This is a genomic window from Microlunatus soli (assembly GCF_900105385.1).
Classification (GTDB): domain Bacteria; phylum Actinomycetota; class Actinomycetes; order Propionibacteriales; family Propionibacteriaceae; genus Microlunatus; species Microlunatus soli.
Genome location: NZ_LT629772.1, coordinates 5743785 through 5766206, shown reverse-complemented (window position 1 = coordinate 5766206; position 22422 = coordinate 5743785). Strand labels below are relative to the sequence as shown.

The window sequence follows — 22422 nt, the reverse complement described above, 5'->3', positions numbered from 1 at the left end:
GTGAGGCTGCCGATACGACCGGTCGCGGACGCAGGAGAAGCGATCACCGAGCGGGAGATCACCGAGCCGGTCGATCTCTGTCTTCCATCCGGGCGCTTGAATCCGGCGGCCGTCGGCTGGACGCGGTCGCCCGTGCACCGAGCGAACCTGCGCGGCTGGGGGCGGAACAAGCGCTTCGAGTACTGGTCGATCTCGACACCGGACGCGGTGATCACGCTGAACATCTCCGATCACGACTACCGCGCCAATGTCGCTGTCACCTACGGCAGCCGGACCGAGGATCGGGAGATCCGACAGGGCGGCAACATCTGGCTGCCCCGCCATGTCGGGATGCGCGATCCGGACAACGCGACACCGATGCGGGCCCAGCGGCGTGACACCACCGTCGAGTTCGTCCCTCGCGGACGGGGATCGGAGCTGTACGCCACCTCACCGAGGATCCGCGTGGCTCTGCGAGTGCAGGCCGAAGCCGATCATGAGTCGATGGGAGTCGTTGTGCCGTGGAGCAATCGGCTTTTCCAATACACCCGCAAGGACAACGGGCTGTCGGCCACCGGCACCGTCACCGTCGATGGCGTCGAGCACCGGGTCGAAGCAGACAGCTCGATGGTGATCCATGATCACGGTCGAGGTCGGTGGCCGTACTTCACCTTCTGGAACTGGGCCTCCGGCAACGGGACCACCACCGACGGCCGACGACTCGGTCTCCAGTTCGGCGGCAAGTGGACCGACGGGACGCCGTCGACGGAGAATTCGATCCGGCTCGACGGCGTCCTGCACAAGATCAGCGAACACCTCCGGTGGCAGTACGATCCCGGCGACTGGCTCCGACCGTGGACCCTCACCGGCCCGACCGTCCGGGTCGAGTTCGTCCCGACCAAACACGTCCACCATGTCTTCAACCGATGGATCGTGCTGAATCGTGCGGACATGTGCTTCGGCCGCTTCTCCGGGACCGTCGACATCGACGGTGACCGGATCAGCTTCAGCGGCGTGCCCGGGCACGCCGAGGAGGTGCAACGACGCTGGTAGCCCGGTCGAACCCGATCGTCGGTCAGCGGGCCAGCACGGCTTGCACGGCATCGGACCAGATCGACGCGGCTTCGTCGACCTGCTCGGAATTCACCACCAGAGCAGGGATGAAGCGCACGACCTGGCTCCAGGCGCCACAGGTGAGCAGCAGCAGTCCACGCTTGGCGGCCTCCTGCTGGACAGCACCGGCAGTGGCACCGTCGGGGTTGCCGTCGGCATCTCGGAACTCGTTGCCGATCATCAGTCCGAGGCCGCGGACGTCGGTGATCTGATCATGCCCGGAGGCGACCGACGCCAACGCTCCACGGAGCTCCTCGCCGCGATCGGCGCTGTTCTGCACCAGCTTCTCGTCCTCGATCACATCCAGAGTCGCCAGCGCCGCGGCACAGGCGACGGCGTTGGCGCCGTACGTCCCACCCTGGCTGCCGGGCCAGGCCTTCTCCATCAGCTCGTCCGACGCAGCGATGCCGGACAACGGGAAGCCCGAGGCCAGGCCCTTGGCGGTGACGAGCACATCGGGCCGGACGTCGAAATGATCTTCGCCCCAGAATTTGCCGGTCCGGCCGAAGCCGGTCTGCACCTCGTCCAGCACCAACTGGATGCCGTACCGGTCGGCACGTTCCCGCAGCCCGGCGAAGAAGCGCGTGTTGCCCGGCACGTAACCACCCTCACCCAGCACCGGCTCGACGAAGAACGCCGCGGTCTCCTCCGGCTGACTCAGCGTCTGCAGAACGTAGTCGAGTTGCTTGAGGGCAAAGTCGGTGGACTCCTCCACGCTCCAGCCGAAGTAACCCGGGTCGGGGAACGGCGAGACGTGCACACCGGACATCAGCGGCGAGAAGCCGCCCTTGAACTTCGTGCCGGAGGTGGTCATCGAAGCGGCCGCAACGGTCCTGCCGTGGAAGCCACCGTGGAAGACGATCACATTCGGCCGCCGGGTCGCCTGCCGGGTCAACCGCAGTGCCGCCTCGATCGCCTCCGAACCGGAATTGGCGAAGAACATCCGGTCCAGACCGGTGGGCAGCACCTCGCTGAGCCGGTCCACCAGGGTGAGCAGCGGTCGGTGCATGACCGTCGTGTACTGGGCGTGGATCAGCTTCCCGACCTGCTGCTGGGCCGCCTCGACCACCCGCGGATGGCAATGACCGGTGCTGGTCACTCCGATCCCGGCGGTGAAGTCCAGGTAGCGCCGGTCCTGCTCGTCATAGAGATAGACGCCCTCGCCGCGGGCGGCGACCACACCGGTCGCCTGCTTGAGGATCTGGGAGAGTTCAGCCATGGGGTTCCACCTCGGTCGGTCTGCGTGCTGATGTCAGTGCTGATGTCATGAGGATCACTGTTGTCCGATTGTCGACAATCTTAGGATCGGTTCTATGCTGCCTACCAATCGGCAGAAACGCAATCCCGACTCGCGTCGGATTCCGACCGGCCACCCTGACCACGACCGTTCAAGGAAGATGGAGTGATGAACACCGCATCCGAGACCGCTGTGATCGACGCCGTCAACAAGCAACTCTTCATCGGCGGATCCTGGACCGACGCATCCGGGGCAGCAACCTTCGACGTCCACGACCCGGCCACCGGCAAGGTGCTCTGCTCGGTCGCCGACGCCTCCCCCGCCGATGGCCGGGCCGCCCTCGACGCGGCCGTCAAGGCCCAGCCGGTGATGGCTGCCCTGAGCCCACGGGAGCGGGCCGACATCCTGACCCGCGCCTTCGAACTCCTGCACGAGCGGATCGATGATCTTGCTCTGCTGATGACGCTGGAGATGGGCAAGCCGCTGGCAGAGGCGAAGGGCGAGATCACTTACGCTGCAGAGTTCTTCCGGCATTTCGCCAGCGAGGCGGTCCGGATCGACGGCGGCTATCAGACCGCCCCTGCCGGCGGCGCGCGATTCCTCGTCACCAAGCAACCGGTCGGTCCGTGCATCCTGATCACACCGTGGAACTTCCCGATGGCGATGGGCACCCGCAAGCTCGGACCGGCGATCGCCGCCGGTTGCAGCAGCGTGATCAAACCGGCCCCGCAGACGCCGCTGTCGATGCTGGCGCTGGCCGGCATCCTGGCCGAGGCCGGACTGCCTGAGGGCGCAGTGAACGTGATCACCTGCACCGATGCGGCAGGCGTCACCGAGCCGATGATCACCTCCGGCCTGGCCCGCAAGCTGTCGTTCACCGGCTCGACCAAGGTCGGCAAGATCCTGCTGGCCCAATGTGCGGAGAAGGTGATGCGGACCTCGATGGAGCTCGGCGGCAATGCGCCGTTCATCGTCTTCGACGACGCCGATCTGGACGAGGCGGTCGCCGGCGCCGTGGCCGCCAAGATGCGCAACATGGGCGAGGCCTGTACGGCCGCCAATCGGATCTATATCCAGTCCTCGATCATCGACGAATTCGGTAAGCGGCTGGCCGAGAAACTCGGCGCGATGACGGTGGGCCGCGGCACCGAGGACGGTGTCAACGTCGGGCCGCTGATCGACCAGCCGTCACTGGACAAGGTGCAGCGGCTGGTGGCCGACGCGGTGGATCGCGGCGCAACCGTGATCACCGGCGGTGAGCCGGTCGACGGCGACGGCTACTTCTTCACGCCGACCGTGCTGAGCGGGGTCAGCACGGATGCAGCGATGAACGCCGAGGAGATCTTCGGGCCGGTCGCACCACTGACCCCCTTCGACGCCGAGGACGAGGTGATCGCACTCGCCAACGGCACCCCGTGGGGCCTGGTCGGGTACGTCTACACCAACGACCTGCGGCGCGCCCTGCGGGTCTCGGAGGCACTGGAGTTCGGCATGGTCGGGCTCAACCAGGGCGTCGTGTCCAACCCGTACGCCCCGTTCGGCGGGATCAAGGAGTCCGGTCTCGGCCGGGAGGGCGGTTCGATCGGGATCGACGAGTTCCTCGAGGTCAAGTACATCGGCATCACAGCCTGAACCGGACAGGCCTGACCCCAGGGGTGACCCCTGACAGGACCGACGAGTCGAGCCGGCCCGGACAATCGTCCGGCCGGCTCGATTCAGGTGCCGCCTCAGGCGTTCGCCACCGTCAGCTGCTCGATACCGTCAGCTGCTCGATGTCGGCGCGGTACTTCCGTTCGCCGGCCGAGCCTCGGTCGGCCTGGTCCCTACGGTCGGGGTCTGACTCGCCGGCGCCTGCCCGGTAGCGGTCTGACTTGCCGGGGCCTGACCCGTCGCGGCCGGCCGTGCGGGTGCCTGGCTGCCTGCCTGACCCGCCGGCGTCTGACCGGGCGGCCGGGTCTGACCGGACGACTGGGTCTGACCGGACGACTGGGCCTGCCCGGACGGGGCTGCCGACGCCGGCTTTGCAGCCGGCCTGTTCTTCGGCGGCGAGGTGTCGATCGGAAGTTCCGCGGCGCCGATGACATGCCGGATCAGCTCGCGGTAGTTCATCATCACCGCACGCAGTTCGTCGGTGCCCAGCTCCGCGTCGTTCCAGCGAGCACGGATCGCCTGCCGGCCGCCGGCGATCACGTTGGTCAGATGTTCCAGAACGTCGCCGACCACCTGGTCGGAGCGACGAACGGCCTCGCGGGGCTCGTCGAGGAAGTAGGCCTGGGTCTGCAGCCACTTCTGCTCCAACCCGGCGACAACCGATGCTGAGCCTGCCGGGGCGGGAGTCCCCGGTTTGGCGGCCTGCGGAGCAGTCGGCTGAGCGTTGGCCGGTGCCGGTTGCGTCGGGGCCGGCGTGCCGGCCGCAGCGGGTGTGGGCGTTCCCGCAGGTTGAGCAGCCGCCGCGGCCTGAGCCGATGATGAAGGCTGGGCCGATGACGGCTGAGCAGCCGGTGCCGGCTTCGCGGGCTGGGCCGACTCTCCGGTTTGAGCGGACGCAACCGGCTCGGCCGAAGCTGCGGGTTGAGCTGGTGTCGACTCTGCTGCCGCCGCGGGCGGCTGAGCTACGGGCTCGGGAGCGGGAGGCTCCTCGGTCTTGCCCAATTTGGTCGACTGACGGGAACGAAAGGCCATGGGGGAACTCCGTAAAGAGACGGCTACTCGAACTAGGGATCCAGACAACCGTGCTTTGAAGGCGGTCGTCAAGCCGTACGGATTATCCATGGGCCTTTCATTAACTGGTCATGGGTCAGCCCGACACATAACGGGTGATCCACTCGACCAGCGGTCGAGCTTTGCGCCACTCCTTGCCGATCGCTGTCGCGAGCTCGGCGGAGTGAATGATCGGCTCGAAGCCGAACGACTTGCCCAATGTCAGCGACCGGTGCCGGAGCAATTCGATACGCGGATGGTCGGCACTGAAGCCCCGCGGAGAGGTCTTCAGTCGATCGCCTCCCAGCTCCCAGCCGGCCCGCCGCAGCCGGGCGAGCAGACGTTCCAACTCGGGGCCACGGACGTCGTCGGCAACCGTGCGGCGATACCGGTCCAATGCCGGTGGTCCGGCGTGGTAGAACCCGGCCGCGATCCGCACGCCTGCTGCACCGAGCTCGACGTACCATCCGGTCGCTTCGGCGGTGGCCACAAAAGCGCCCTGATGCGTTTTGTACGGAGTTTTGTCCTTGGCGAACCGCACGTCGCGGTAGGGACGAAAGATCTTGGCCGCCCCGAATTCGGTCTCCAACGCCTGGGTCAGCGCCAGCATCGGGGCTCGGACGTGTTCGTCGTAGGTCGCTTTGTGCGCGCTCCAGAACGATTTGCTGTTGTCCAACTCCAGGTCGTCGTAGAAGTCCAGCGCGGCGATGCTGAATCCGGTGAAGTCCGACATCGGCGTGATCCTACGCCGGAGTGATCGATCGGCGGCCGCACCCACCCTGCGACTCGGTCATCCGGCACGCAATGCCGTGGCGAAGTCGACGGCGCGAGCGATCACGGTCGGATCGGCCAGGATCCGCTGGTGTCCGAGACCCTCGGTGCTGATCAGTTCGGCGTCCGGCCAGGCAGCCGCCAATCGCTCCCCTTCGGCGTACGGGATCTCCTTGTCCCGGCGGTCATGGATCAGCAGGGTCGGCGGCATCGCGCTCGGATCCTCGACGGTGGTCGGGTCGAAGTCGGACAGCGGCCGACGGGCGAGCCGCTCGATCCGGGTGTGCAGGCCGGCAAAGACCCGCGGCCCGAACCCGAAGACGGCCCCGACGGCCTTCAGGTACGTGGTCGGATCGACAGCGGGCGCGATCAATACCAAACGATCCACCTGCAGCCCGTCGCGAATCGCCAGTACTGCGGTGGCGCAGCCGAACGAGTGCCCGATCACCACCGCCGGACGACCGTGAACGGCGGCGACATCAGTCAACGCCCGAGCGAATTCCATCCCGTTGCCCCGGCCCCGTCCGAGGCTGCCCGGCTCGGAGTCGCCGTGGCCGGGCACATCGAAGGCGATCACCCGATAGCCGGCCTCGACCAGCGGTGCGACGAGCGCACCGAGTTGACCCCGCCAGCCACCCCAGCCATGCATCAGGTACGCCGCAGGACCGTCGCTACCCCAGGTCTCGACCGCGATCCGGTGACCGTCGGACTCGACCCAGGAGCGGTTCCCCGGGCCGGGGCGTGCGTCCCGGCGGCGGCCGGCGTTCCCCGGAAGGGTGCACCACAGATCCAGCGCCCAGCGTGACGCCGGCCAGGGTGCCAGCCGCTCCAGCACGCCGAAGGCGCGCCGGGTCAGCGCTACCCGTGCCAGTTGAAGTCGTACGGTCGTGCTTTTCTTGCGTGCTGCCGATCCCGCGGACATGGCGTTACCTCATCTCAGCTTCGTACGGAGTTCAGCAGGTCCTCGAAAGCCCGCTGGGAACGACTGGTCGCCTCGGCAGGCCCGACCACGGACGACCAGTGATAGCCGGCATACATGATCCCGCCGAGCGCGAAGGCCAATTGCATCGGATCAGCGTCGGCACGGAACTGGCCCTCACTGATCCCGGTGCCGAAGATCTGCGCGACCGAGTCATAGAGATCGCGATGATCTTGGATCAGTTGATCATGGACGGCGCCGTCCTGGCCCTCGAATTCGGTGAGAGCCTTGACGAACAGGCAACAACCGGGAACGCGCTGACCGCCGCTGTCACGCCACCGGACGAACAGCTCACGGACCCGCGGCTCACCGCGCGGCACCGCTACGGCCGGTCGCAGCACAGCGTCGATGAATTCAGCCCTGGCCTGGGCCAGCACGTCGAGCTGCAGCGCTTCCTTGGACCGGAAATGGGCGTACAGACCGCTCTTGCTGAGACCGGTGTCGCGGGCCAACTCGCCGATTGTCAGCCCGCCGAGACCGACCCGGAACGCGGTGGCGACGCCGCGATGCAGGATCGCGGTCTTCGTCTCGCCCCCCTTGGTCACAGCACAAATCTAGCACGATCGTGCTATTCGAGCGCCACTGATTTCGGGTCGCGATTCACTCTGCGGGCATCAGTCGGGCGAGCGCATCGTCCATGTGCTCCACCATCAGCCGATCGGCGTCATCGGGATCGGCCTTGGCGATCGCGTCGGCGATCGCCTGATGCTCGGCAACGCGGTCGTCGGACAGCGCGTAGCTCTCGGCCAGCGCGTGGATGCACATCCGGGTTTCGGTGATCATGGTCCGGTGCACCCGGCGCAGCCGTTCGCTGCCGGACAGCGCGACCAGCTCCTCGTGGAACGCGATATCGACCTCGGAACGAGCCGGGACGTCATGGGCCTTTTCCATCTCGATGCAGATGTCGGTCAACCGGTCTCGGGCACCAGAGGGGTCGCGTTTGAGCAGCAGGCCGAGCGCGGCGCGTTCGATCGCGCTGCGCAGCAGGTACATGTCGCGGACATTGTCGGGAGTCATCTCGATCACGAAGACACCGCGATTGCGGACCGAGGTCAGCAGACCTTCTTGGGTGAGCCGCTGCAGTCCTTCGCGGAGCGGTCCCCTGCTCACCCCGAGGGTGCGGGCGAGATCGGCCTCGTAGAGCTGAGCGCCGGCGGGAATGTCGCCGTGACCAATCGCATCGCGGATCTTGTCGGCGATGATGCTCGGTGTGGACTCCCGGATCAGCGGTTCCAGGTAGCGGCTGGTCTTGTTCATTGTCGACTATCCTACGACTTCGATGCCTCTGATCACGCTGGACGACGCCGCAACCCGTTCGCTGCTCGAGCCACGGGTGTTGATCAGTGCCCTGCGGGAGGCCTTCGCCGACCTGCGCGACGGGGCCTTCGAGCTGCCGCAGCGACTGGCGCTCGCCGACTCCGGCTATCTGGTGATGCCGACCCGGCACAGCGGCCGTGAGTCCCTGGTGGTCAAGATCCTGTCACTGGCCGCCGGTCGGGATCCGATGATCAGCGGTCTGGTCAGCTGGTCGAGCACCGCGACCGACCGCTCGGTGGTCGCCCCGGCCGAGACCATCACCTCCCTGCGGACCGGGGCGATCACCGGACTGGCCACGGATCTGCTGGCCGCGCCGGACGCCTCGCGCTTGGCGATCTTCGGCGCGGGAGCGCTGGCCGCCGATCAGGTCCGGGCGGTGCACGCGGTGCGGCCGCTGAGCGAGGTGACCGTCGTGGTTCGAACGCCGTCCAGGGCCGATCCGCTGATGGCCCGATTGCGGGCAGAGCTTCCCGAGGTGGACCTTGCTGTGGTGGCGATCGGCGATCGCGACCTGAGTCGCTGCGACATCATCTGTTGTGCCACCTCCAGCACTGCGCCGCTGTTCGCGGTGACGGAGTTGGCCGAACGGGTCCACATCAACGCGGTGGGCTCGTACAAACCGTCGATGCACGAGTTCCCCTCCGAGTTGATCACCGACGCCGCGTCGGTTGTTGTCGATGATCTTGCCGCCTGCATGACCGAGTCCGGCGAGTTGATCGACGCCGTGCGGGCCGATCTGATCGGCACCGACGATCTGACCGAGTTGACCACGATCGTCGGCGGAGCACCCGCCGTGTCGGGACGAACCGTCTTCAAGTCGGTCGGTGTAGCGATCCAGGACTGGGCGGCGATGGAGCTGTTGGCGGCGTCGCACAGCTGATCGGTCCAAGATCGACTGCGGCGGCAGCCGGTCCGAAGCGCTGGCGGACGCAAACCAGAATCCAAGGGCCGTGGATCCGCCGCGTTCGTCGCTCTGCGTCGGGCACTGGGCAGCTGCTGGTCGCCGGATGTGCTGACTCCGCTCCGGCGCGCGTGGGCATACGCGGAGTGATCAACTCCCAACTCTCCGGGATCGGATCGGATCCGGATGGATATTCGGCCCGCGGGTTCAGCGGCGTTGTCGCATGGATCGTTCGGTGAAGCGGACATGTTGTCGGGGTCGCTGTCGCGGATCGATCCGTACCGGTGGGATGACCTCGGGCAGTCCGTGGTGGTCCAGTCGGATGGTCCATCGACTGGCCGGTGCTGCGGTGGGGTCGGGTTCGACCAGATGGTGGTGGTGGGTGCAGAGCAGGACGCCGTTGGACAGGCAGGTCTCGCCGCCGTCCCACCACGGCAGGATGTGATGTCCCTCGCACCGGATCGGTGGCACGTCACAACCCGGGAAGGCACACCCGCCGTCGCGCAGGGTCAACGCTTGCCGCAGCGCGCCGGTGAACAACCGCACTCTTCGGCCAAGATCCAGGACCGTCGACGGGCCACCGAAGACCGCCGGCAGCAGGTCCGCACCACACGCCAACCGGCGGGCTTCGCCGGGTGTGACGGTCTCGTCGGAGCCGAGGATCACTCCTCCGGATCGGAGTCCGGCCAACAGGTGCTCGTAGTCGATCACGATCACCACCCGCGGCCGGTCACCATGCACCGACGGGGCGAGTTGGCGTCGGGCCAGGTCGTCGATCATCGCGGTCAGAGCGTCGGCGCGGCGTTGCGCCAGGGTCGGCACCTCGGTGTCCGGGTCGATCCGGTGATCAAGGCCTTTGGCTCGGGCCTGTTTCTCATAGGCATCGAGCTGACCGATGAACGCTTCCCCGGCAACCGCGGGCAATCGGCCATGAAAATCGATCGATCCGTGTTCACCATGCCGCCAGGTCAAATACCGGTCCCGCCGGGCCCGACGTTCCTCGGCCTCCAACTGGGCGCCGAGTCGTTCGTCCACGGTGTCGGGCTCGAGCTGTTCGATCAGACGGTTCGCCAGCCGGCGCAACGCATCGGCAGGGAACTCGGCGGCGCGGATAATCAACTCGGATTGCAGTCCTTCGACCTCGACCGGGTCGGCGGTAGCAGGGAGATTCTTCAGACTGGTGCAGATCGCGGTGGCTTGTTCCACCGTCACATCCGCCGAGCCGATCGCAGCCGCGATCAACTCGAATCGTTCCAGCTGTTCGGCAAGCCGGACCATCGCCCGACCCTGCCGGGGTCGGAGCCGGCCGGTATCGGTGATCCGGTCGGCAACGGTCCAGCCCTGCTGATCCTCACAAATCCGGCGACGTCGGGTCTCGGCGATCACCCGCAACTGTTCACCCCGGAGCCGGTCGGCAACAGCGCCGAGTTGATCCAGCCGTTCCAACAACTCGATATCGGACAACTGCCACAGCTGTGTTGATGCGATCCGGTCCACCGCCTGCCGCACACCCACCAGGGGCGGGGCGACGGTGTGCACCAGATCACCCGGATCGTCGGGCAACTCGAGATCCCACCGTGATCCCTCATCCCAACACGGATGATCATCCGACGGGCCATCCAGAAAACCAGGAGACAACCAGTCCGAGACACTCGAACGCCCCGACGCAGCATCACCCGCCGCGTCGGCAATGAACGTCCCGTTGGTCATGTCCAACACACTAGAACGACCCACCGACAGTTCTTCCGAGCATGAGCTCGGCCGACTCGGCCGACAGGTCGGGGCGGCGTTGGGCGGAGCGGATCGGCTCCGGACAAGGAGCTCGATGTTGGCCGGCGAGCATCCCTCTCCCCTGGCTGGCGGTCAGCTGAACGCGCAGCCTGGAATAGTTCTCTGCATGACCTCCCCGTCCCGTACGGCCGACCGCGCACCCAACATCGTCTTGATCACGACGGATCAGCATCACTGGAAGGCGATGGGCACCCGGACCCCGATCTTGCAGACTCCGCATCTGGACCGGCTCGCTGCCGAAGGTGTCACCGTCGATCGGGCCTACTGCCCGAACCCGCTCTGCACGCCGTCGAGAGCCTCGATCCTCACCGGTCAGTATCCGTCCAGCCATGGCGCCTGGACGCTCGGGACGAAGCTCGACGAGTCGGCGACGACGGTGGCCGGATTACTGTCCGCCGCCGGCTATCGGACCTCGCTGATCGGGAAGGCGCACCTGCAACCACTCGCGTCCGTCCCGGGCCAGACCTCGATCGAGACGCCGGAACACTTCCGGGATTGGGATCTGTGGCGATCGTTCCACGGACCGTTCTACGGCTTCGACCACATCGAGATCACGCGCAACCATGCCGACGAGCAGTGGGTCGGAGCCCACTACGCGCTCTGGATGCAGGAGCAGGGCCTGACCGATTGGCCGCGCTACTTCCGCAATACCGACGGCAGCGGTGGACGCCTCCATCGCTGGGATCTCCCGGCGGAGTACCACTACACCAGGTGGACCGGCGACCGGACGCTGGCCATGATCGACGATGCGGTGACGACCGAGCGCCCGTTCTTCACGTGGGCCAGCTTCCACGATCCGCATCCGCCCTACCTGGTGCCGGAACCGTACGCATCGATGTACGACCCTGCCGACTGCGAACCCGGCGAATTGGTCCCCGGCGAGCTGGACCAGATGCACCCGTGGTTTGCCGAGACCCAGAAGGACGATCCGGACTTCAGCCGATGGTTCGAGACGCCGTACGCGACGCACGGCTTCAACCGACAGGTGATCGACAAGGACACCATGCGCCAACACCTGGCGATCTACTACGGCATGATCAGCTTCATCGACGATCAGGTCGGGCGCATCCTCGACTCCCTTGATCAGCGCGGATTGACCGACAACACACTCGTCGTCTTCACTACCGATCATGGACACTTCCTCGGCGCACACGGTCTCACCGCCAAAGGCCCGTTCCACTACGAGGACCTGATCAGGATTCCCTTCCTGGCGCGCTTTCCTCCTCAGATCCCGGCCGGCAGCGCGACGGAATCGATCACCTCGCTGATCGATCTCGCACCGACCTTCCTGGCTGCCGCCGGACAACCGACCCCCGGAGCGATGCAGGGAGTTGATCAACTCCGAGCCTGGTCGGGCGGAGCCCCAGCTCGTGATCATGCCGTGGTGGAGAACCGCTTCCAACCCAGCCGGGTCCACATCCGCAGCTACGTGGACGACCGGTACAAGATCACCATCTATCGCGGCGATGATCACGTCGAGGTCTTCGACCTTCAGCAGGATCCCGACGAGCTACACAATCTGGCCAAGGACCCGGCCCACGCCGACCTGATCGCACACCTCAGCCACCGCTTCCTGGACGCCGAACTGCAACGCGAAGCCAGCAATCAGGTCCGGATCTCGCACGCCTGACGTCGCGCCCTCGCTTGATCACCTCGGCATCATCGATCGACGGCGCGGCCCTCGATGATGGTGCGTTGATCAGGCGGTCGTGGACGACGGCACAACGTGATACGGGCGTTGGCACAGCGATTCGCCGATCCCCGGGGAGACCTGTCGTCGGTGCGTATCGGTCTCGACGACGAAGTAGTACTGCACCGGGAAAGAGCCGTCGGCGACGTCGTCAGGAAGCTCACCGATGAACACGCCGCCCTCGTGTCGCAGTTGCAGGCGGCGATAACTCTCGCCCTGATGGAGATGCCGGAACCGGACCTCGACCGAGGCGGCGTCGGCTTCCACCCGCAGCGGCAACGGGTTGCCCGGCTCGAAGTTTGCCGGCGGCTGATGCGTCAGTGGGTCCGGTACCCGTTCGGGCATGGCCAGCGGCAGCGCAACGGCTCCGCTCGGATCGCCGGGGAGCTCCACCGCTTCCTTCCGCAACGCGGCCAGGTCCCGATCGAGCTGGTCGAGTCGGTCGGTCCAATGCCCCCGCTCGGTGACGCGGTCACCGAAGCAGATCTCGTCGGCATACACCCCATCGGCCAGAGTGATCACCTCGGCGAAGGCTTCCCGGCCGACGGCGTACTCCTCGACCGCGGCCAGCAACTCGGCACCGTTCTTCGCCTGCTCGTAGCGGGCGTACCTGATGCCGGCGCGAATCCGCGCCGCATAGAAGCGCGCCAGGGCGGCCTGAATCCTGACGTCGACATCGACCCGGACGAATTCCGGATCCGTCGGATCGACGACGCTGCTGGCGGCGGCGTCGAGCGCGGCGACCGCCGACCGGGCCAGCCCGTCGAGCCATCGGGCAACCTCCACCGGTGTGTACCGGCCGGTCGGCTCGCCGTCGACCTCGGAGGCGACGTATTGGTAAGTCGTGTCGAAGATCGCCGGGTCGAACGGCGAGATGCCTCCCCACAGCTTCGGCTCGGCGGTGTCGAAGTCGTACACGCCGGCGCCACCGGTGTGCGCCAACGGGAAGTTGGTCGGCACCTCCGGCCAGAAGAAGTTGTTGGATGCACTCATCCCGAGCACGGTCGTGACCAGCGGCAGAACCCGACTGCCAACCGACAGAGCGTCCTCGATCGGCCCGGCAGCCTCACCGAACACACCGCTGAGGTAGCGGCGCCATTGGGTGGGATCAGCGTCCGGGTCGTACATCAGACGTCCGGCGAGGCGATAGAAGTAGCGGTACTTCTTCCAGTCCTGGAGGCCGTTGCTGAGTTCGTCGTCACGGTACAGATCGCGGTTGCCGAAGCCGCTGTTCTTACGTCCCCGGAAGGTCAGCGGCTCGCACCATTCGACACCGACCGCCCCTCCGATCACCGATTCTCTGGCGTAACCGCTGAGCAACTCAGGAGATGCGCTCAGCAGGAAGCGTTGACTTCCCGGCCAGACCCGGAACAAGAAGTCGTACGGACGGTCGGCGGAGAGGAAGTCTCCGATCCCGTAACGGGTGAACCGACGCGCGTTCTGCGTGATGCCCCGCAGGTCGTCATCATTGCTGGGCCGAGCTTTTTCAAGATCACGGACCGCGGTCTGGTGATATGGAAGGCCCATGTGCTCGGCCCAGTACTTCGCCGAGACCTCGACCTTTCCTCGGCTGCTCGCGCCGGCGATGTCCAGCAGCGCCGCGTCGACACCCTTGGAGTGCACATCGATCGACACCTGACGGTCGAGGTCGGCCATTCCGCTCAACGCTTCCCGCCAGAAGTTGGACCGCTCACCCTCCGGGACTCCCCCTTCGTAGTGCACCCGCAGGGTGATTCCCTTGATCGTCGGGACGGCTCGGAGAAGCGTCGGCAACGCCTTACTCGTGTAGCCGGCGACCTGATCCTCACGCAGTCCGCGGATCCGGTAACGCAGCCCCTTCGCCTCGCCCAGTTCGGAATGCAGCGCATGGTTCCAGAGACCGAGCTGGAAATCGATGCCTCGGCGACGACACTGATCACCGATGGAGCGCAGGGCGGCCAGGTTGGCGGCGCGCTCGTTCTCGTCGACGCCGGCGACCCTGACGTCGTACCCCGGCACGTCGATCAGGAAGGGGTACGCCAGGCAGAAGTAGTTGTCGACGACGTTGAGGTCGTGGGAGAAGTTGTACTGCATGCCGAGCGCGAGCTGGAATCGATTGATGCGATGTGTTGCGAGCTCATCGAGATACTGGCTCCAGAAGTCCTCGCTGCGAAACCACGGCAGGTCGAGGGCGTCACTGGAGAAGGTCCGCAGCATCCCTCGCACGGGCGTCCGGGGCGCGAACTCTTCGGCACCGATCGAGGCCAGCGCCGCCGAGGGATCCGTCGCGAATCGGGCTCGGTCGGCGACCTCGGCGAGCCCGTACGCAACGCCGACGTCATCGCCACCGGACACCAGCAACGTGCCGTCGCCGCTCCGCGAAAATCGGAATGCCTCACGCGCAAGAGTCGGATCGATCGCGATCGACGGGTGCTGCGCATCGGTCGGCAGCGCGACCTTCAGCTGATCGCTCGCCCAGGCGATCACCGACGATCTCTCTGGGTGCGGCATCGACGACACTCCTCCACGTCTTCATCGACAGCCCGTCGACACTCGACGGTCATTCCACATTACAGAACTCAAATTCCGTAAGAAAGTTACGTGCCCACGCTCGCGCCCGTCAAGTCGGCCGAGGCGCACGGGCCAGCCACCAGCAGGACGTCCGGGATCCGCTCGACCGCAATCTCGGCGGCGGCCGCGTCCGTCGCATGTTCGCGCGAGAGCCGATACAGCTCGCGAAACGCCGGTGGCTCGCTGGTCGGACGCCAGTCGACAAGCGGCAGGTACGGCACCGGGCTGCGGCCGACCGTCCAATGGGAGGTCTGCGTGCCGTCCGGCCGAAATCCTGCCCAGACGACGTCGGTGGGTGCGAACGCGACCACGGCGTCCACCAGCGGATCGAGTGAACCGGTGAGCAGCACCGCCTCGGCACCGAACGATGTTCCGACCAACACCAGGCGATCGCATTCTGCGGCCACCGCCGCGACCCGCTGCCGGAACAGCTCGACCGGTATCTCCCAGGGCTGCGCATGCTGGCCAGGGCCACCGAACCACTGGATCGTCTCCACGATCGCTCCGGCGGAGCAGAGCACCTGCGCACGGTCGGTGTCCAGCCGTCCGCTCGACCCGGCAACGGTCAGCACGCCGGTGCCGTTGTGCACGTCGGGGACGAATCTTTTCCCGACCGGATCAGACAGCGCGATCTCCCTCACAGCCGCGACAATAGCCGGGCGTGCCCGGCAACGCCGGTTCAGGTATGCGGACAACCGCAATGTCCGCCGCCGTGCCGTTGCCTACCGTTGCCCGAGTGCAGACACTACGCAGGTTGGCTTGGCTGTTGATCATCACCGTCATGATCATCACGCTGCTGATGATCACCGCCATCGGGTCCCTGAAACTGGCCAGGAATCAGCTCACGGCAGGCGCGGTCCAGCTGGGCGCACGCCAAGGCTCGGCGGCACTGCTGAAGGTCAGCGGCCCCGGAGTGAGCCGAACGTGGTCCAGCGGTGTGGCGCGCCCCGGTGCCACGAGTCCCGTGACGGGCGCGGAGCGGTTCCGGATCGGCAGCGTGACCAAGACGTTCGTCGCCACCGTCGTGCTGCAATTGGTCGATCAGAGTCGAGTCGGCCTGGACGAGCCGATCGAACGCTATCTCCCCGGGCTGGTGCCGAACGGCAAGATCATCACCGTTCGGCAGTTGCTCAACCACACCAGTGGTCTCTACGACTACATGAAGCGGTACGACCTGTCGACCAACCGATGGCGGGGTCCGGAGCGTTATCTGCACTACACTCCTCGGCAGCTGCTGCGGGTGGCGTTTGATCATCCTCCCTACTTCGCCCCGGGCGCCGACTTCCGCTACTCCAACACCAATTACGTCGTCCTCGGCCTGCTGATCGAACACCTGACCGGCCGCCCGTATGCCTCAGAGATTCGACGCCGGATCCTGCAACCGTTGCAGCTGAGCGGGACATCGCTTCCCGGCGACGATCCGCGGATCCCGGAGCCGGCCGTGCGAGCCGTCGGATCCGGCGGAGACGGCCGGACCGTCGATGTCACCGAGCAGAACGAGAGCCTGGATTGGGCCGCCGGCGAAATGATCTCCACCCTGGCCGACCTGGATACCTTCCTGGACGCCCTGTTGGCCGGACGATTGATCAGCTCGTCCGCACTGCACCAGATGCAGCGCACGGTCCCGATGGGCCTCGGATTCAGCTACGGTCTGGGTCTGGAGCGCTTCGACCTTCCGTGTGGCGGGCACCTCTGGGGCCATGGTGGCCAATTGTTGGGTTACGTCAGCTACGCCTATCGTCGCGACGACGGCCGGTCGATGACGATGCTGGTCGCCTCGGGAAGCGATGACGCGTTCGCCGTATTTCTCGCACTGGCGACTGCCACCTTCTGCGCGACCTGATCTGCGGTACGACTCCGACTACTTGACCAGGTCACCGTCGCGGGCGTTCAGCGCGGCGTAGTGCGCGAGTTTGTCCTCGTCGACGGTGACGCCGAGACCGGGGCCGTCCGGGATGCTCAATCGTCCGTCCTGCAGGGGAATCGGGTCGATGATGTCGTCCTCATGCAGGTAATACATGCTGTCGATCGCCCGGCTCAGCTCAGGAGTGGAAGCGACGACGGCGAGGTGCGCGGCGGTGGCGATGCCGAGCTCTCCGCCACTGTGCAGATTCATCCCCAGCCCGAAGGTCCGGCAGTGCGCTGCGAGGTCCTTGGTGGCCTTGATCCCGCCCCATTTGTAGACGTCGCCGTGGATGACGTCGACCGCGCCCAGCCGCACCGCCGGAGCGAAATCGTCGAACTCCACGACGCACATGTTGGTGCAGAGCGGGATCCTGATCTTGGAACGCACCTGGGCCATCCCGTCGATCCCCCGGCACGGATCCTCCAGGTATTCGAGGTCGAGATCTTCCAGCTGCAGCCCGGCCCGGATCGAATCCGGGACACTCCAGGCGGCGTTCGGGTCGACCCGCAGCTCGACCTTCGGCAACCGGTCGCGCAACGCCTTCATGATCGCCACGTCCCCGTCGACATCCTTGGTGCCCTTCAGCTTGACGGCGGTGAATCCGCCCTCGGCAACCACTCGAGCCGCATGATCGGCGAGTGCGGACGGCAGCTCTGCGACCGACGCCGTCGGGGCGTCGGCGCGAGTGATCAACGCCGTGATCGGCACCGAGTCACGGACCCGACCTCCGATCAGGTCGGTCAGTGACTGGCCGGTGATCTTCCCGATCAGATCCCAGCAGGCCACATCCAGACCGGCCAACGCCGCATAGCCGATGTAGCCGTAGAAGAACGGCACCATCGTGTGCTTGCCGTGGAATGCCTCCAGGGCGAACGGACTGCAGCCGACCAAGGACTCGGCGAGTTGCTCGGTCAGCCGAGCGACGGGCGCACCCCACATCGTTTCGCCCCAGCCCTCGTGACCGTCGTCGGTGCGGATCCTGACCACGGTCCGGGTCTCGCCGATCTTGGTCTCGAACGAGCTGGTGAAGGGATTGGTCAACGGCAGGTTGACGACCCAGACGTCGACGCTGGTGATGATCATGCTCGGTGGTTCCTCCAGAGATCAGGTCGGTCGGCTAGCGGGTGGTGAAATCGAAGGCACGCAGCGCGGCGCACATGCCCTGTACCCGACGCTTCAGCAGGATGGTTCCGGTTGCTGCGTCGGCGTCGTTCGGGTCGTCGGTGATGCCACCGACCCGAGACCATTCGCCGTGCCGTTCGACGGTGAGGGTCGGATGCGGGCTGCGGTCGAACAGCGGCGGTGGGTCGGCGGGCGCATACGGCCGGTCCTCGGCGACGAGATCGGGGTGCGCGGCCATCATCAGCGAGGTCTCGAACCAACCCGCGTGGCCCGGAGTCCGTTCGACTCGTTCCACCTCCTGGTCGGCCTGGTCGGCACTCGAGTCGTCGGTCAGCGTCCAGTAGGAGCAGGCCGCCGCCGAGCCCTGCTGCTGCAATGCATGGGTCTTGACCGCGAGTCGGATCAGCTCGTCGTTGCCGCCGTGTCCGTTGACGATGATCATCCGGCGGAAGCCCGTTGCCGACAGCGACGCCAGGATGTCGGCCAGGACAGCAGCGACGGTCGCCGGCTGCAAGGTGACCGCTGCCGCGAAGAGGTGATGCGGGCTGTGGCCGTAGGTCAGGGTCGGCAGCCGCAGCCACTCGGTGCTGTCACTCTCCAGCCTGGTCAACGCACGGTCCAGCACGGCGTCCACGAGCAGGAAATCGGTCCCCAACGGCAGGTGATCGGCATGCTGCTCGATCGATCCGATCGGCAGCACGGCGATCCCGCCGCCGGCAGCGGCGGCTCGCGCCTGACCCCGGGTGAGTTGGGCCAGATGGCGTACAGTCACGTTCGCTTGCTCCGTTCCGGCTCCAGGACGTGGAGCCCACCTGATGGACTGGAAGGACGATGACCGACTCTGTTGCCGGCGTCCGGCACCTGCAGGCCCGGCCGACGGCTGGGACGCTCCCGGACCTGATGCTCGGCAGTGTCGAGCTGGTCGCAGACTCCGTACGGGTTGCGCTGGTCAGTCCGACCGGGCAGATCATCCGACGTTCCGCGGCGCCGTTCGGCACCGGCGGTGATCGGGATGCTGTGCAGACCACAGTGCTGGACACGGTGCAGGACTGCCTGGCCGGACAACGGTTGCGGGGTGTCGGTGTGGCCAGCGTCGGCCTTGTTGATCACACGACCGGAGTGCTGCATCGGATCGACGACCGTCCGGACCTCACCGGCTTCCCGATCGCCGCGACCCTGCGGCGCGCCCTGCAAGTGCCGGTCTTCGCCGATCACCGGGCCCGGCTGCAGGTACTCGGCGACCGGTGGTTCGGCCATGGTTCGGGGCGGTCCTGCTTCGCCTCGGTCTCCACCGGAGACACCCTCGGCGTCGGCATCCTGCACGAGGGTCACGTGATCGCCCCGCTCGGCGGACGCAGCGGTGCGCATATCACCGTGGTGGCCGGCGGCCGGCGCTGCTCCTGTGGCAATCGCGGCTGCTGGAAGACGATCGCCACCACCAGCTGGCTGCGCGAACAGGCGACCGAACGTGGCCTCGGTCCGATCGCCGGGGTGGCCGCGTTGGTGACAGCTGCGCGCAACGATGCGGTGGCTCGTCAGCTGATGCACGACTACGCCGACAACCTCGCCATCGGCCTGTCCTCGGTGCAACACCTGCTGACGCCCGGCCTCTACATCGTCCACGGTGACGCGGCCGCCGGCGGGGGGAGCTTCCTCGGCCGGATCGAGGATCGTCTCCGCGCCGTCAGCGACTGGGCCGAGTTCGCCGAGCGTCCGCGGCTGGTCGCTGCCGACACCAACGCCGACGACGTGGCCCTGCTCGGCGGGGCCGGGCTGGTCCTGTCGCGGCTGTCTACCTGACGGGGCCGGCTCTGCGGTCGCGGAGGCCTCCCGCCGGGTCATGCGGCGGCTCGCCGACGGCGACGCGACCGCCGTGGATCGGGCTCCAGGACGGCGCCGAGCAGCGTACGGGTGTAGTCCGATTCCGGTTCGTCGAAGACCTGGTGGACGGGTCCGCTCTCGACCACCGCACCGGAACGCATCACCGCAACCTGGTCGGCCAGTCGCCGGACGACGGCGAGGTTGTGGCTGACGAAGACGTAGCTGAGGCCGTACTCGTCCTGCAGTGAGCCCAACAGGTCGAGGACCTGGGACTGCACCGAAACGTCGAGGGCGCTGGTCGGCTCGTCCAGGATGATCAACTTCGGCCGCAACGCGAGGGCCCGCGCGATCGAGATCCGCTGCCGCTGGCCGCCGGAGAATTCATGCGGGTATCGGGTCCGGTCATCGGCGTCGAGTCCGACGGAGGTGAGTAGCTCGACGACCCTTTCGTCCCGTTCCCGGCGCCCGCGTCGACCCCGCAGAGCCACCTCGTGGGTGACCAGCGGTTCGGCGACGATGTCAGCCACCCGGAGTCGCGGATTCATACTGGAAAAGGGATCCTGGAAGACCACCTGCATCTGACGACGCTGTTCGAACATCTCCCGCGTGGTCAACTGCGCAAGATCACGACCGTTGAGCTCGATCGTGCCCGCGGTGGGTTCCAGCAGTCCGAGCATCATCCGGGTGACCGTGGTCTTGCCGGACCCGGACTCACCGACGATCGCCAACGTTCGTCCCGCCGGGACCTCCAGATCCACCCGGTCCACCGCGACGAACGGATCCTGACGGCCGGAGACCCGGAATTCCTTGTACAGCTGCGAGGTCCGCAGGATCGTCTCCGGTGCGGTCACGATGCCCTCTCCTCGCGATCGTCGCGCAGCCGTGGCGTCGCCGCCAGCAGTTGCCGGGTGTAGGAGTGCTGCGGATCGGTCAGGATCGCCTCGACCGGCCCGCGTTCGACGATCTCCCCGGCCCGCATCACCAGCACGTCATCGGCGACCTCGGCGACTACTCCGAGATCGTGGGTGATCAACAACAGCGCCATCCCGCGGGACTGCTGCAACTCCACCAGGACGTCGAGGATCTGGGCCTGTACCGTGACGTCCAGTGCGGTGGTCGGCTCGTCGGCGATCAACACCTGGGGGTCGCCGACCAGGGCCATCGCGATCATCACGCGCTGCCGCAGACCGCCGGAGAGTTGGTGCGGATACTGCGTGGCACGGCGTTCGGGGTCGTCGATCCCGGCCGACCGCAACGCCGCCAGCACGGCATCGCGATGCTGCCTGCGTCGCCCGCCCCGGTGCCGGCGGAGCACCTCGCCGATCTGGACACCGACCCGCGTGGTCGGGTTGAGGCTGGACATCGGATCCTGGAAGATCATCGAGATCGCATTGCCGCGGATGTCCTGCAACTCCGCCTCGCCGATGGTCAACAGATCCCTACCGTCGTAGCGGATCGAACCCGACGGATAGCTGGCCGGCGGCGTCGGGTTGAGTCGCAGGATGCTGGCCGCGATCGTCGACTTGCCGCTGCCCGATTCGCCGACGATGGCCAACGTCCGGCCGGACCGCAGCTCCCAGGAGACTCCGCGGACGGCGTGCACGGTCCCCGACGTCGCGGCGAAGTCGACCCGCAGGTCGTCGACGGCGAGCACCGGCTCGTTCGAGGTCTGCTCACTCATCGACGCTGCCCCTTCGGGTCGGTGGCGTCGCGGATCGCGTCACCGGTGATGTTGATCGACAACGCCGTGAGCATCAGCGCCAGTCCCGGGAAGACCGCGACCCACCACGAAGTGCCGAGATAGAGCTGCCCGTCGGCCAACATCGAGCCCCAGGTCGGGATGTCGGCCGGCACGCCGAGACCGAGGAAGCTCAGCGCGGACTCGACGATGATCGCCGAGGCGACGTTGAGGGTGGCGATGGTCATCAACGGGGCGAAGACGTTCGGCAACAGATGCCGGCGCATGATCATGATCGGTCCGACGCCGATCGCCCGAGCCTCCAGCACGAAGTCCCGTTCCCGCAGGGACAACACGCTGGATCGTGCCACCCGGGCATAGCCGACCCAGTTGGTGACGCCGAGCACGATGATCACGACCCAGAGCCCGTTGCCCAGGAACGCGACCACCGCCAGCGCCAGCAGGATCGACGGGAAGGCCAGCTGGACGTCGGCGAGCCGCATCAGGACGCGGTCGACCCAGCCTCGTCGAAAGCCGGCGACGATCCCGATCACCGCGCCGATGGTGCCGGAGATCAGCGCCACCGCGAGTCCGACGAAGAGTGACACCCGCGAGCCGTAGATCAGTCGGCTCAGCACGTCCCGTCCCAGGTTGTCGGTGCCGAGCAGGTGGACCCTGCCGTCCGCGGCGTGCCAGCTCGGTGGTTGCAGCCTGATCAACAGGTCCTGGCCGTTGGGATCGTTCGGTGCGATCAGTGGCGCGAACACCGCACAGAGCACCACCAGGGCGAGCACAGCCAACGCCGGGGCGGCCAACCGGACGCGCAGCACCTTCCTGATCATCGCGGATGCTCCTGTCGTCGGGGCG

Annotated in this window: 20 protein-coding genes; 6 read left to right on the top strand and 14 right to left on the bottom strand. The window is 66.7% G+C overall.

The features are described from left to right. Entirely contained in the window at positions 1 to 1032 is a 1032-nt protein-coding gene (locus tag BLU38_RS26425; protein ID WP_091529212.1) for a DUF2804 domain-containing protein, read from the top strand. 22 nt (positions 1033 to 1054) lie between these two features. Here BLU38_RS26425 and BLU38_RS26420 read toward each other — a convergent pair whose 3' ends face one another. Beyond that, complete coding sequence (locus BLU38_RS26420) at positions 1055 to 2311, bottom strand: aspartate aminotransferase family protein (RefSeq protein ID WP_091529210.1); 1257 nt, start codon at positions 2309 to 2311, stop codon at positions 1055 to 1057. A gap of 186 nt (positions 2312 to 2497) precedes the next feature. Between BLU38_RS26420 and BLU38_RS26415 the strand changes: the two genes are divergently transcribed. Continuing rightward, the gene (locus tag BLU38_RS26415; protein WP_091529208.1) at positions 2498 to 3961 is read left to right on the top strand and encodes an NAD-dependent succinate-semialdehyde dehydrogenase; all 1464 of its coding nucleotides are present in this window, start codon (positions 2498 to 2500) and stop codon (positions 3959 to 3961) included. 129 nt (positions 3962 to 4090) lie between these two features. Here the strand turns inward: BLU38_RS26415 and BLU38_RS26410 are convergent, their stop codons facing one another. The 5 genes from BLU38_RS26410 to BLU38_RS26390 form a co-directional block, all read right to left on the bottom strand. Beyond that, on the bottom strand, positions 4091 to 4627 hold the full coding sequence (locus BLU38_RS26410; protein ID WP_091529205.1) for a hypothetical protein: 537 nt from the start codon (positions 4625 to 4627) through the stop codon (positions 4091 to 4093). Between the two features lie 499 nt (positions 4628 to 5126). Beyond that, entirely contained in the window at positions 5127 to 5762 is a 636-nt protein-coding gene (locus BLU38_RS26405) for a DUF2461 domain-containing protein (protein ID WP_091529203.1), read from the bottom strand. 57 nt (positions 5763 to 5819) lie between these two features. After that, positions 5820 to 6722: an alpha/beta fold hydrolase gene (locus BLU38_RS26400; protein WP_091529200.1), complete on the bottom strand. Its 903-nt coding sequence runs from the start codon at positions 6720 to 6722 to the stop codon at positions 5820 to 5822. Between the two features lie 14 nt (positions 6723 to 6736). Then, on the bottom strand, positions 6737 to 7324 hold the full coding sequence (locus BLU38_RS26395; RefSeq protein ID WP_091529198.1) for a TetR/AcrR family transcriptional regulator: 588 nt from the start codon (positions 7322 to 7324) through the stop codon (positions 6737 to 6739). Between the two features lie 55 nt (positions 7325 to 7379). Beyond that, positions 7380 to 8036: a GntR family transcriptional regulator gene (locus BLU38_RS26390; protein WP_091529195.1), complete on the bottom strand. Its 657-nt coding sequence runs from the start codon at positions 8034 to 8036 to the stop codon at positions 7380 to 7382. 22 nt (positions 8037 to 8058) lie between these two features. Between BLU38_RS26390 and BLU38_RS26385 the strand changes: the two genes are divergently transcribed. Beyond that, the gene (locus tag BLU38_RS26385; RefSeq protein WP_091529193.1) at positions 8059 to 8976 is read left to right on the top strand and encodes an ornithine cyclodeaminase family protein; all 918 of its coding nucleotides are present in this window, start codon (positions 8059 to 8061) and stop codon (positions 8974 to 8976) included. Between the two features lie 228 nt (positions 8977 to 9204). Here BLU38_RS26385 and BLU38_RS26380 read toward each other — a convergent pair whose 3' ends face one another. Further along, positions 9205 to 10707 (bottom strand): HNH endonuclease signature motif containing protein, encoded by a 1503-nt coding sequence (locus tag BLU38_RS26380; RefSeq protein ID WP_091529191.1) that lies wholly within the window; start codon positions 10705 to 10707, stop codon positions 9205 to 9207. 187 nt (positions 10708 to 10894) lie between these two features. Between BLU38_RS26380 and BLU38_RS26375 the strand changes: the two genes are divergently transcribed. Next, entirely contained in the window at positions 10895 to 12418 is a 1524-nt protein-coding gene (locus BLU38_RS26375) for a sulfatase family protein (RefSeq protein ID WP_091529188.1), read from the top strand. A 69-nt stretch (positions 12419 to 12487) separates the two neighbouring features. Here BLU38_RS26375 and BLU38_RS26370 read toward each other — a convergent pair whose 3' ends face one another. Continuing rightward, positions 12488 to 14968 carry a hypothetical protein gene (locus BLU38_RS26370; protein ID WP_157683727.1) on the bottom strand — a complete coding sequence of 827 codons (2481 nt, stop codon included), beginning with the start codon at positions 14966 to 14968 and terminating at the stop codon, positions 12488 to 12490. An 86-nt stretch (positions 14969 to 15054) separates the two neighbouring features. Next, complete coding sequence (locus tag BLU38_RS26365) at positions 15055 to 15723, bottom strand: hypothetical protein (protein WP_157683726.1); 669 nt, start codon at positions 15721 to 15723, stop codon at positions 15055 to 15057. 41 nt (positions 15724 to 15764) lie between these two features. Here BLU38_RS26365 and BLU38_RS26360 point away from each other — a divergent pair, with 41 nt between their 5' ends. Next, positions 15765 to 16871: a serine hydrolase domain-containing protein gene (locus tag BLU38_RS26360; RefSeq protein WP_197679875.1), complete on the top strand. Its 1107-nt coding sequence runs from the start codon at positions 15765 to 15767 to the stop codon at positions 16869 to 16871. An 18-nt stretch (positions 16872 to 16889) separates the two neighbouring features. On the opposite strand, the gene BLU38_RS26355 is transcribed toward BLU38_RS26360, so the two are convergent. Beyond that, a complete protein-coding gene (locus BLU38_RS26355; RefSeq protein WP_091529180.1) occupies positions 16890 to 18017 on the bottom strand; it encodes a mandelate racemase/muconate lactonizing enzyme family protein in 1128 nt (375 codons plus the stop codon). Positions 18018 to 18051: 34 nt separating this feature from the next. Continuing rightward, positions 18052 to 18828 carry a creatininase family protein gene (locus BLU38_RS26350; protein ID WP_091529178.1) on the bottom strand — a complete coding sequence of 259 codons (777 nt, stop codon included), beginning with the start codon at positions 18826 to 18828 and terminating at the stop codon, positions 18052 to 18054. A 59-nt stretch (positions 18829 to 18887) separates the two neighbouring features. Here BLU38_RS26350 and BLU38_RS26345 point away from each other — a divergent pair, with 59 nt between their 5' ends. Further along, positions 18888 to 19856 (top strand): ROK family protein, encoded by a 969-nt coding sequence (locus tag BLU38_RS26345; protein WP_091529175.1) that lies wholly within the window; start codon positions 18888 to 18890, stop codon positions 19854 to 19856. A gap of 38 nt (positions 19857 to 19894) precedes the next feature. On the opposite strand, the gene BLU38_RS26340 is transcribed toward BLU38_RS26345, so the two are convergent. Genes BLU38_RS26340 through BLU38_RS26330 form a run of 3 tightly spaced genes read right to left on the bottom strand, consistent with a single transcriptional unit; the run spans position 19895 to position 22397 of the window. Beyond that, the gene (locus BLU38_RS26340) at positions 19895 to 20728 is read right to left on the bottom strand and encodes an ATP-binding cassette domain-containing protein (RefSeq protein ID WP_091529173.1); all 834 of its coding nucleotides are present in this window, start codon (positions 20726 to 20728) and stop codon (positions 19895 to 19897) included. Beyond that, positions 20725 to 21558 carry an ABC transporter ATP-binding protein gene (locus BLU38_RS26335; RefSeq protein ID WP_091529170.1) on the bottom strand — a complete coding sequence of 278 codons (834 nt, stop codon included), beginning with the start codon at positions 21556 to 21558 and terminating at the stop codon, positions 20725 to 20727. Before BLU38_RS26335 ends, BLU38_RS26340 begins: the two co-directional genes overlap by 4 nt. Further along, positions 21555 to 22397: an ABC transporter permease gene (locus BLU38_RS26330; protein WP_197679874.1), complete on the bottom strand. Its 843-nt coding sequence runs from the start codon at positions 22395 to 22397 to the stop codon at positions 21555 to 21557. The genes BLU38_RS26335 and BLU38_RS26330 overlap by 4 nt, the downstream gene beginning before the upstream one ends. Positions 22398 to 22422 lie beyond the last annotated feature (25 nt).

Coding starts and splice junctions, on each gene's coding strand:
- BLU38_RS26420 (WP_091529210.1), bottom strand. CDS start 2,311: ATGGCTGAACTCTCCCAGATCCTCAAGCAGGCGACCGGTGTGGTCGCC.
- BLU38_RS26415 (WP_091529208.1), top strand. CDS start 2,498: ATGAACACCGCATCCGAGACCGCTGTGATCGACGCCGTCAACAAGCAA.
- BLU38_RS26405 (WP_091529203.1), bottom strand. CDS start 5,762: ATGTCGGACTTCACCGGATTCAGCATCGCCGCGCTGGACTTCTACGAC.
- BLU38_RS26400 (WP_091529200.1), bottom strand. CDS start 6,722: ATGTCCGCGGGATCGGCAGCACGCAAGAAAAGCACGACCGTACGACTT.
- BLU38_RS26390 (WP_091529195.1), bottom strand. CDS start 8,036: ATGAACAAGACCAGCCGCTACCTGGAACCGCTGATCCGGGAGTCCACA.
- BLU38_RS26385 (WP_091529193.1), top strand. CDS start 8,059: ATGCCTCTGATCACGCTGGACGACGCCGCAACCCGTTCGCTGCTCGAG.
- BLU38_RS26380 (WP_091529191.1), bottom strand. CDS start 10,707: ATGACCAACGGGACGTTCATTGCCGACGCGGCGGGTGATGCTGCGTCG.
- BLU38_RS26375 (WP_091529188.1), top strand. CDS start 10,895: ATGACCTCCCCGTCCCGTACGGCCGACCGCGCACCCAACATCGTCTTG.
- BLU38_RS26370 (WP_157683727.1), bottom strand. CDS start 14,968: ATGCCGCACCCAGAGAGATCGTCGGTGATCGCCTGGGCGAGCGATCAG.
- BLU38_RS26355 (WP_091529180.1), bottom strand. CDS start 18,017: ATGATCATCACCAGCGTCGACGTCTGGGTCGTCAACCTGCCGTTGACC.
- BLU38_RS26345 (WP_091529175.1), top strand. CDS start 18,888: ATGACCGACTCTGTTGCCGGCGTCCGGCACCTGCAGGCCCGGCCGACG.
- BLU38_RS26335 (WP_091529170.1), bottom strand. CDS start 21,558: ATGAGTGAGCAGACCTCGAACGAGCCGGTGCTCGCCGTCGACGACCTG.
- BLU38_RS26330 (WP_197679874.1), bottom strand. CDS start 22,397: ATGATCAGGAAGGTGCTGCGCGTCCGGTTGGCCGCCCCGGCGTTGGCT.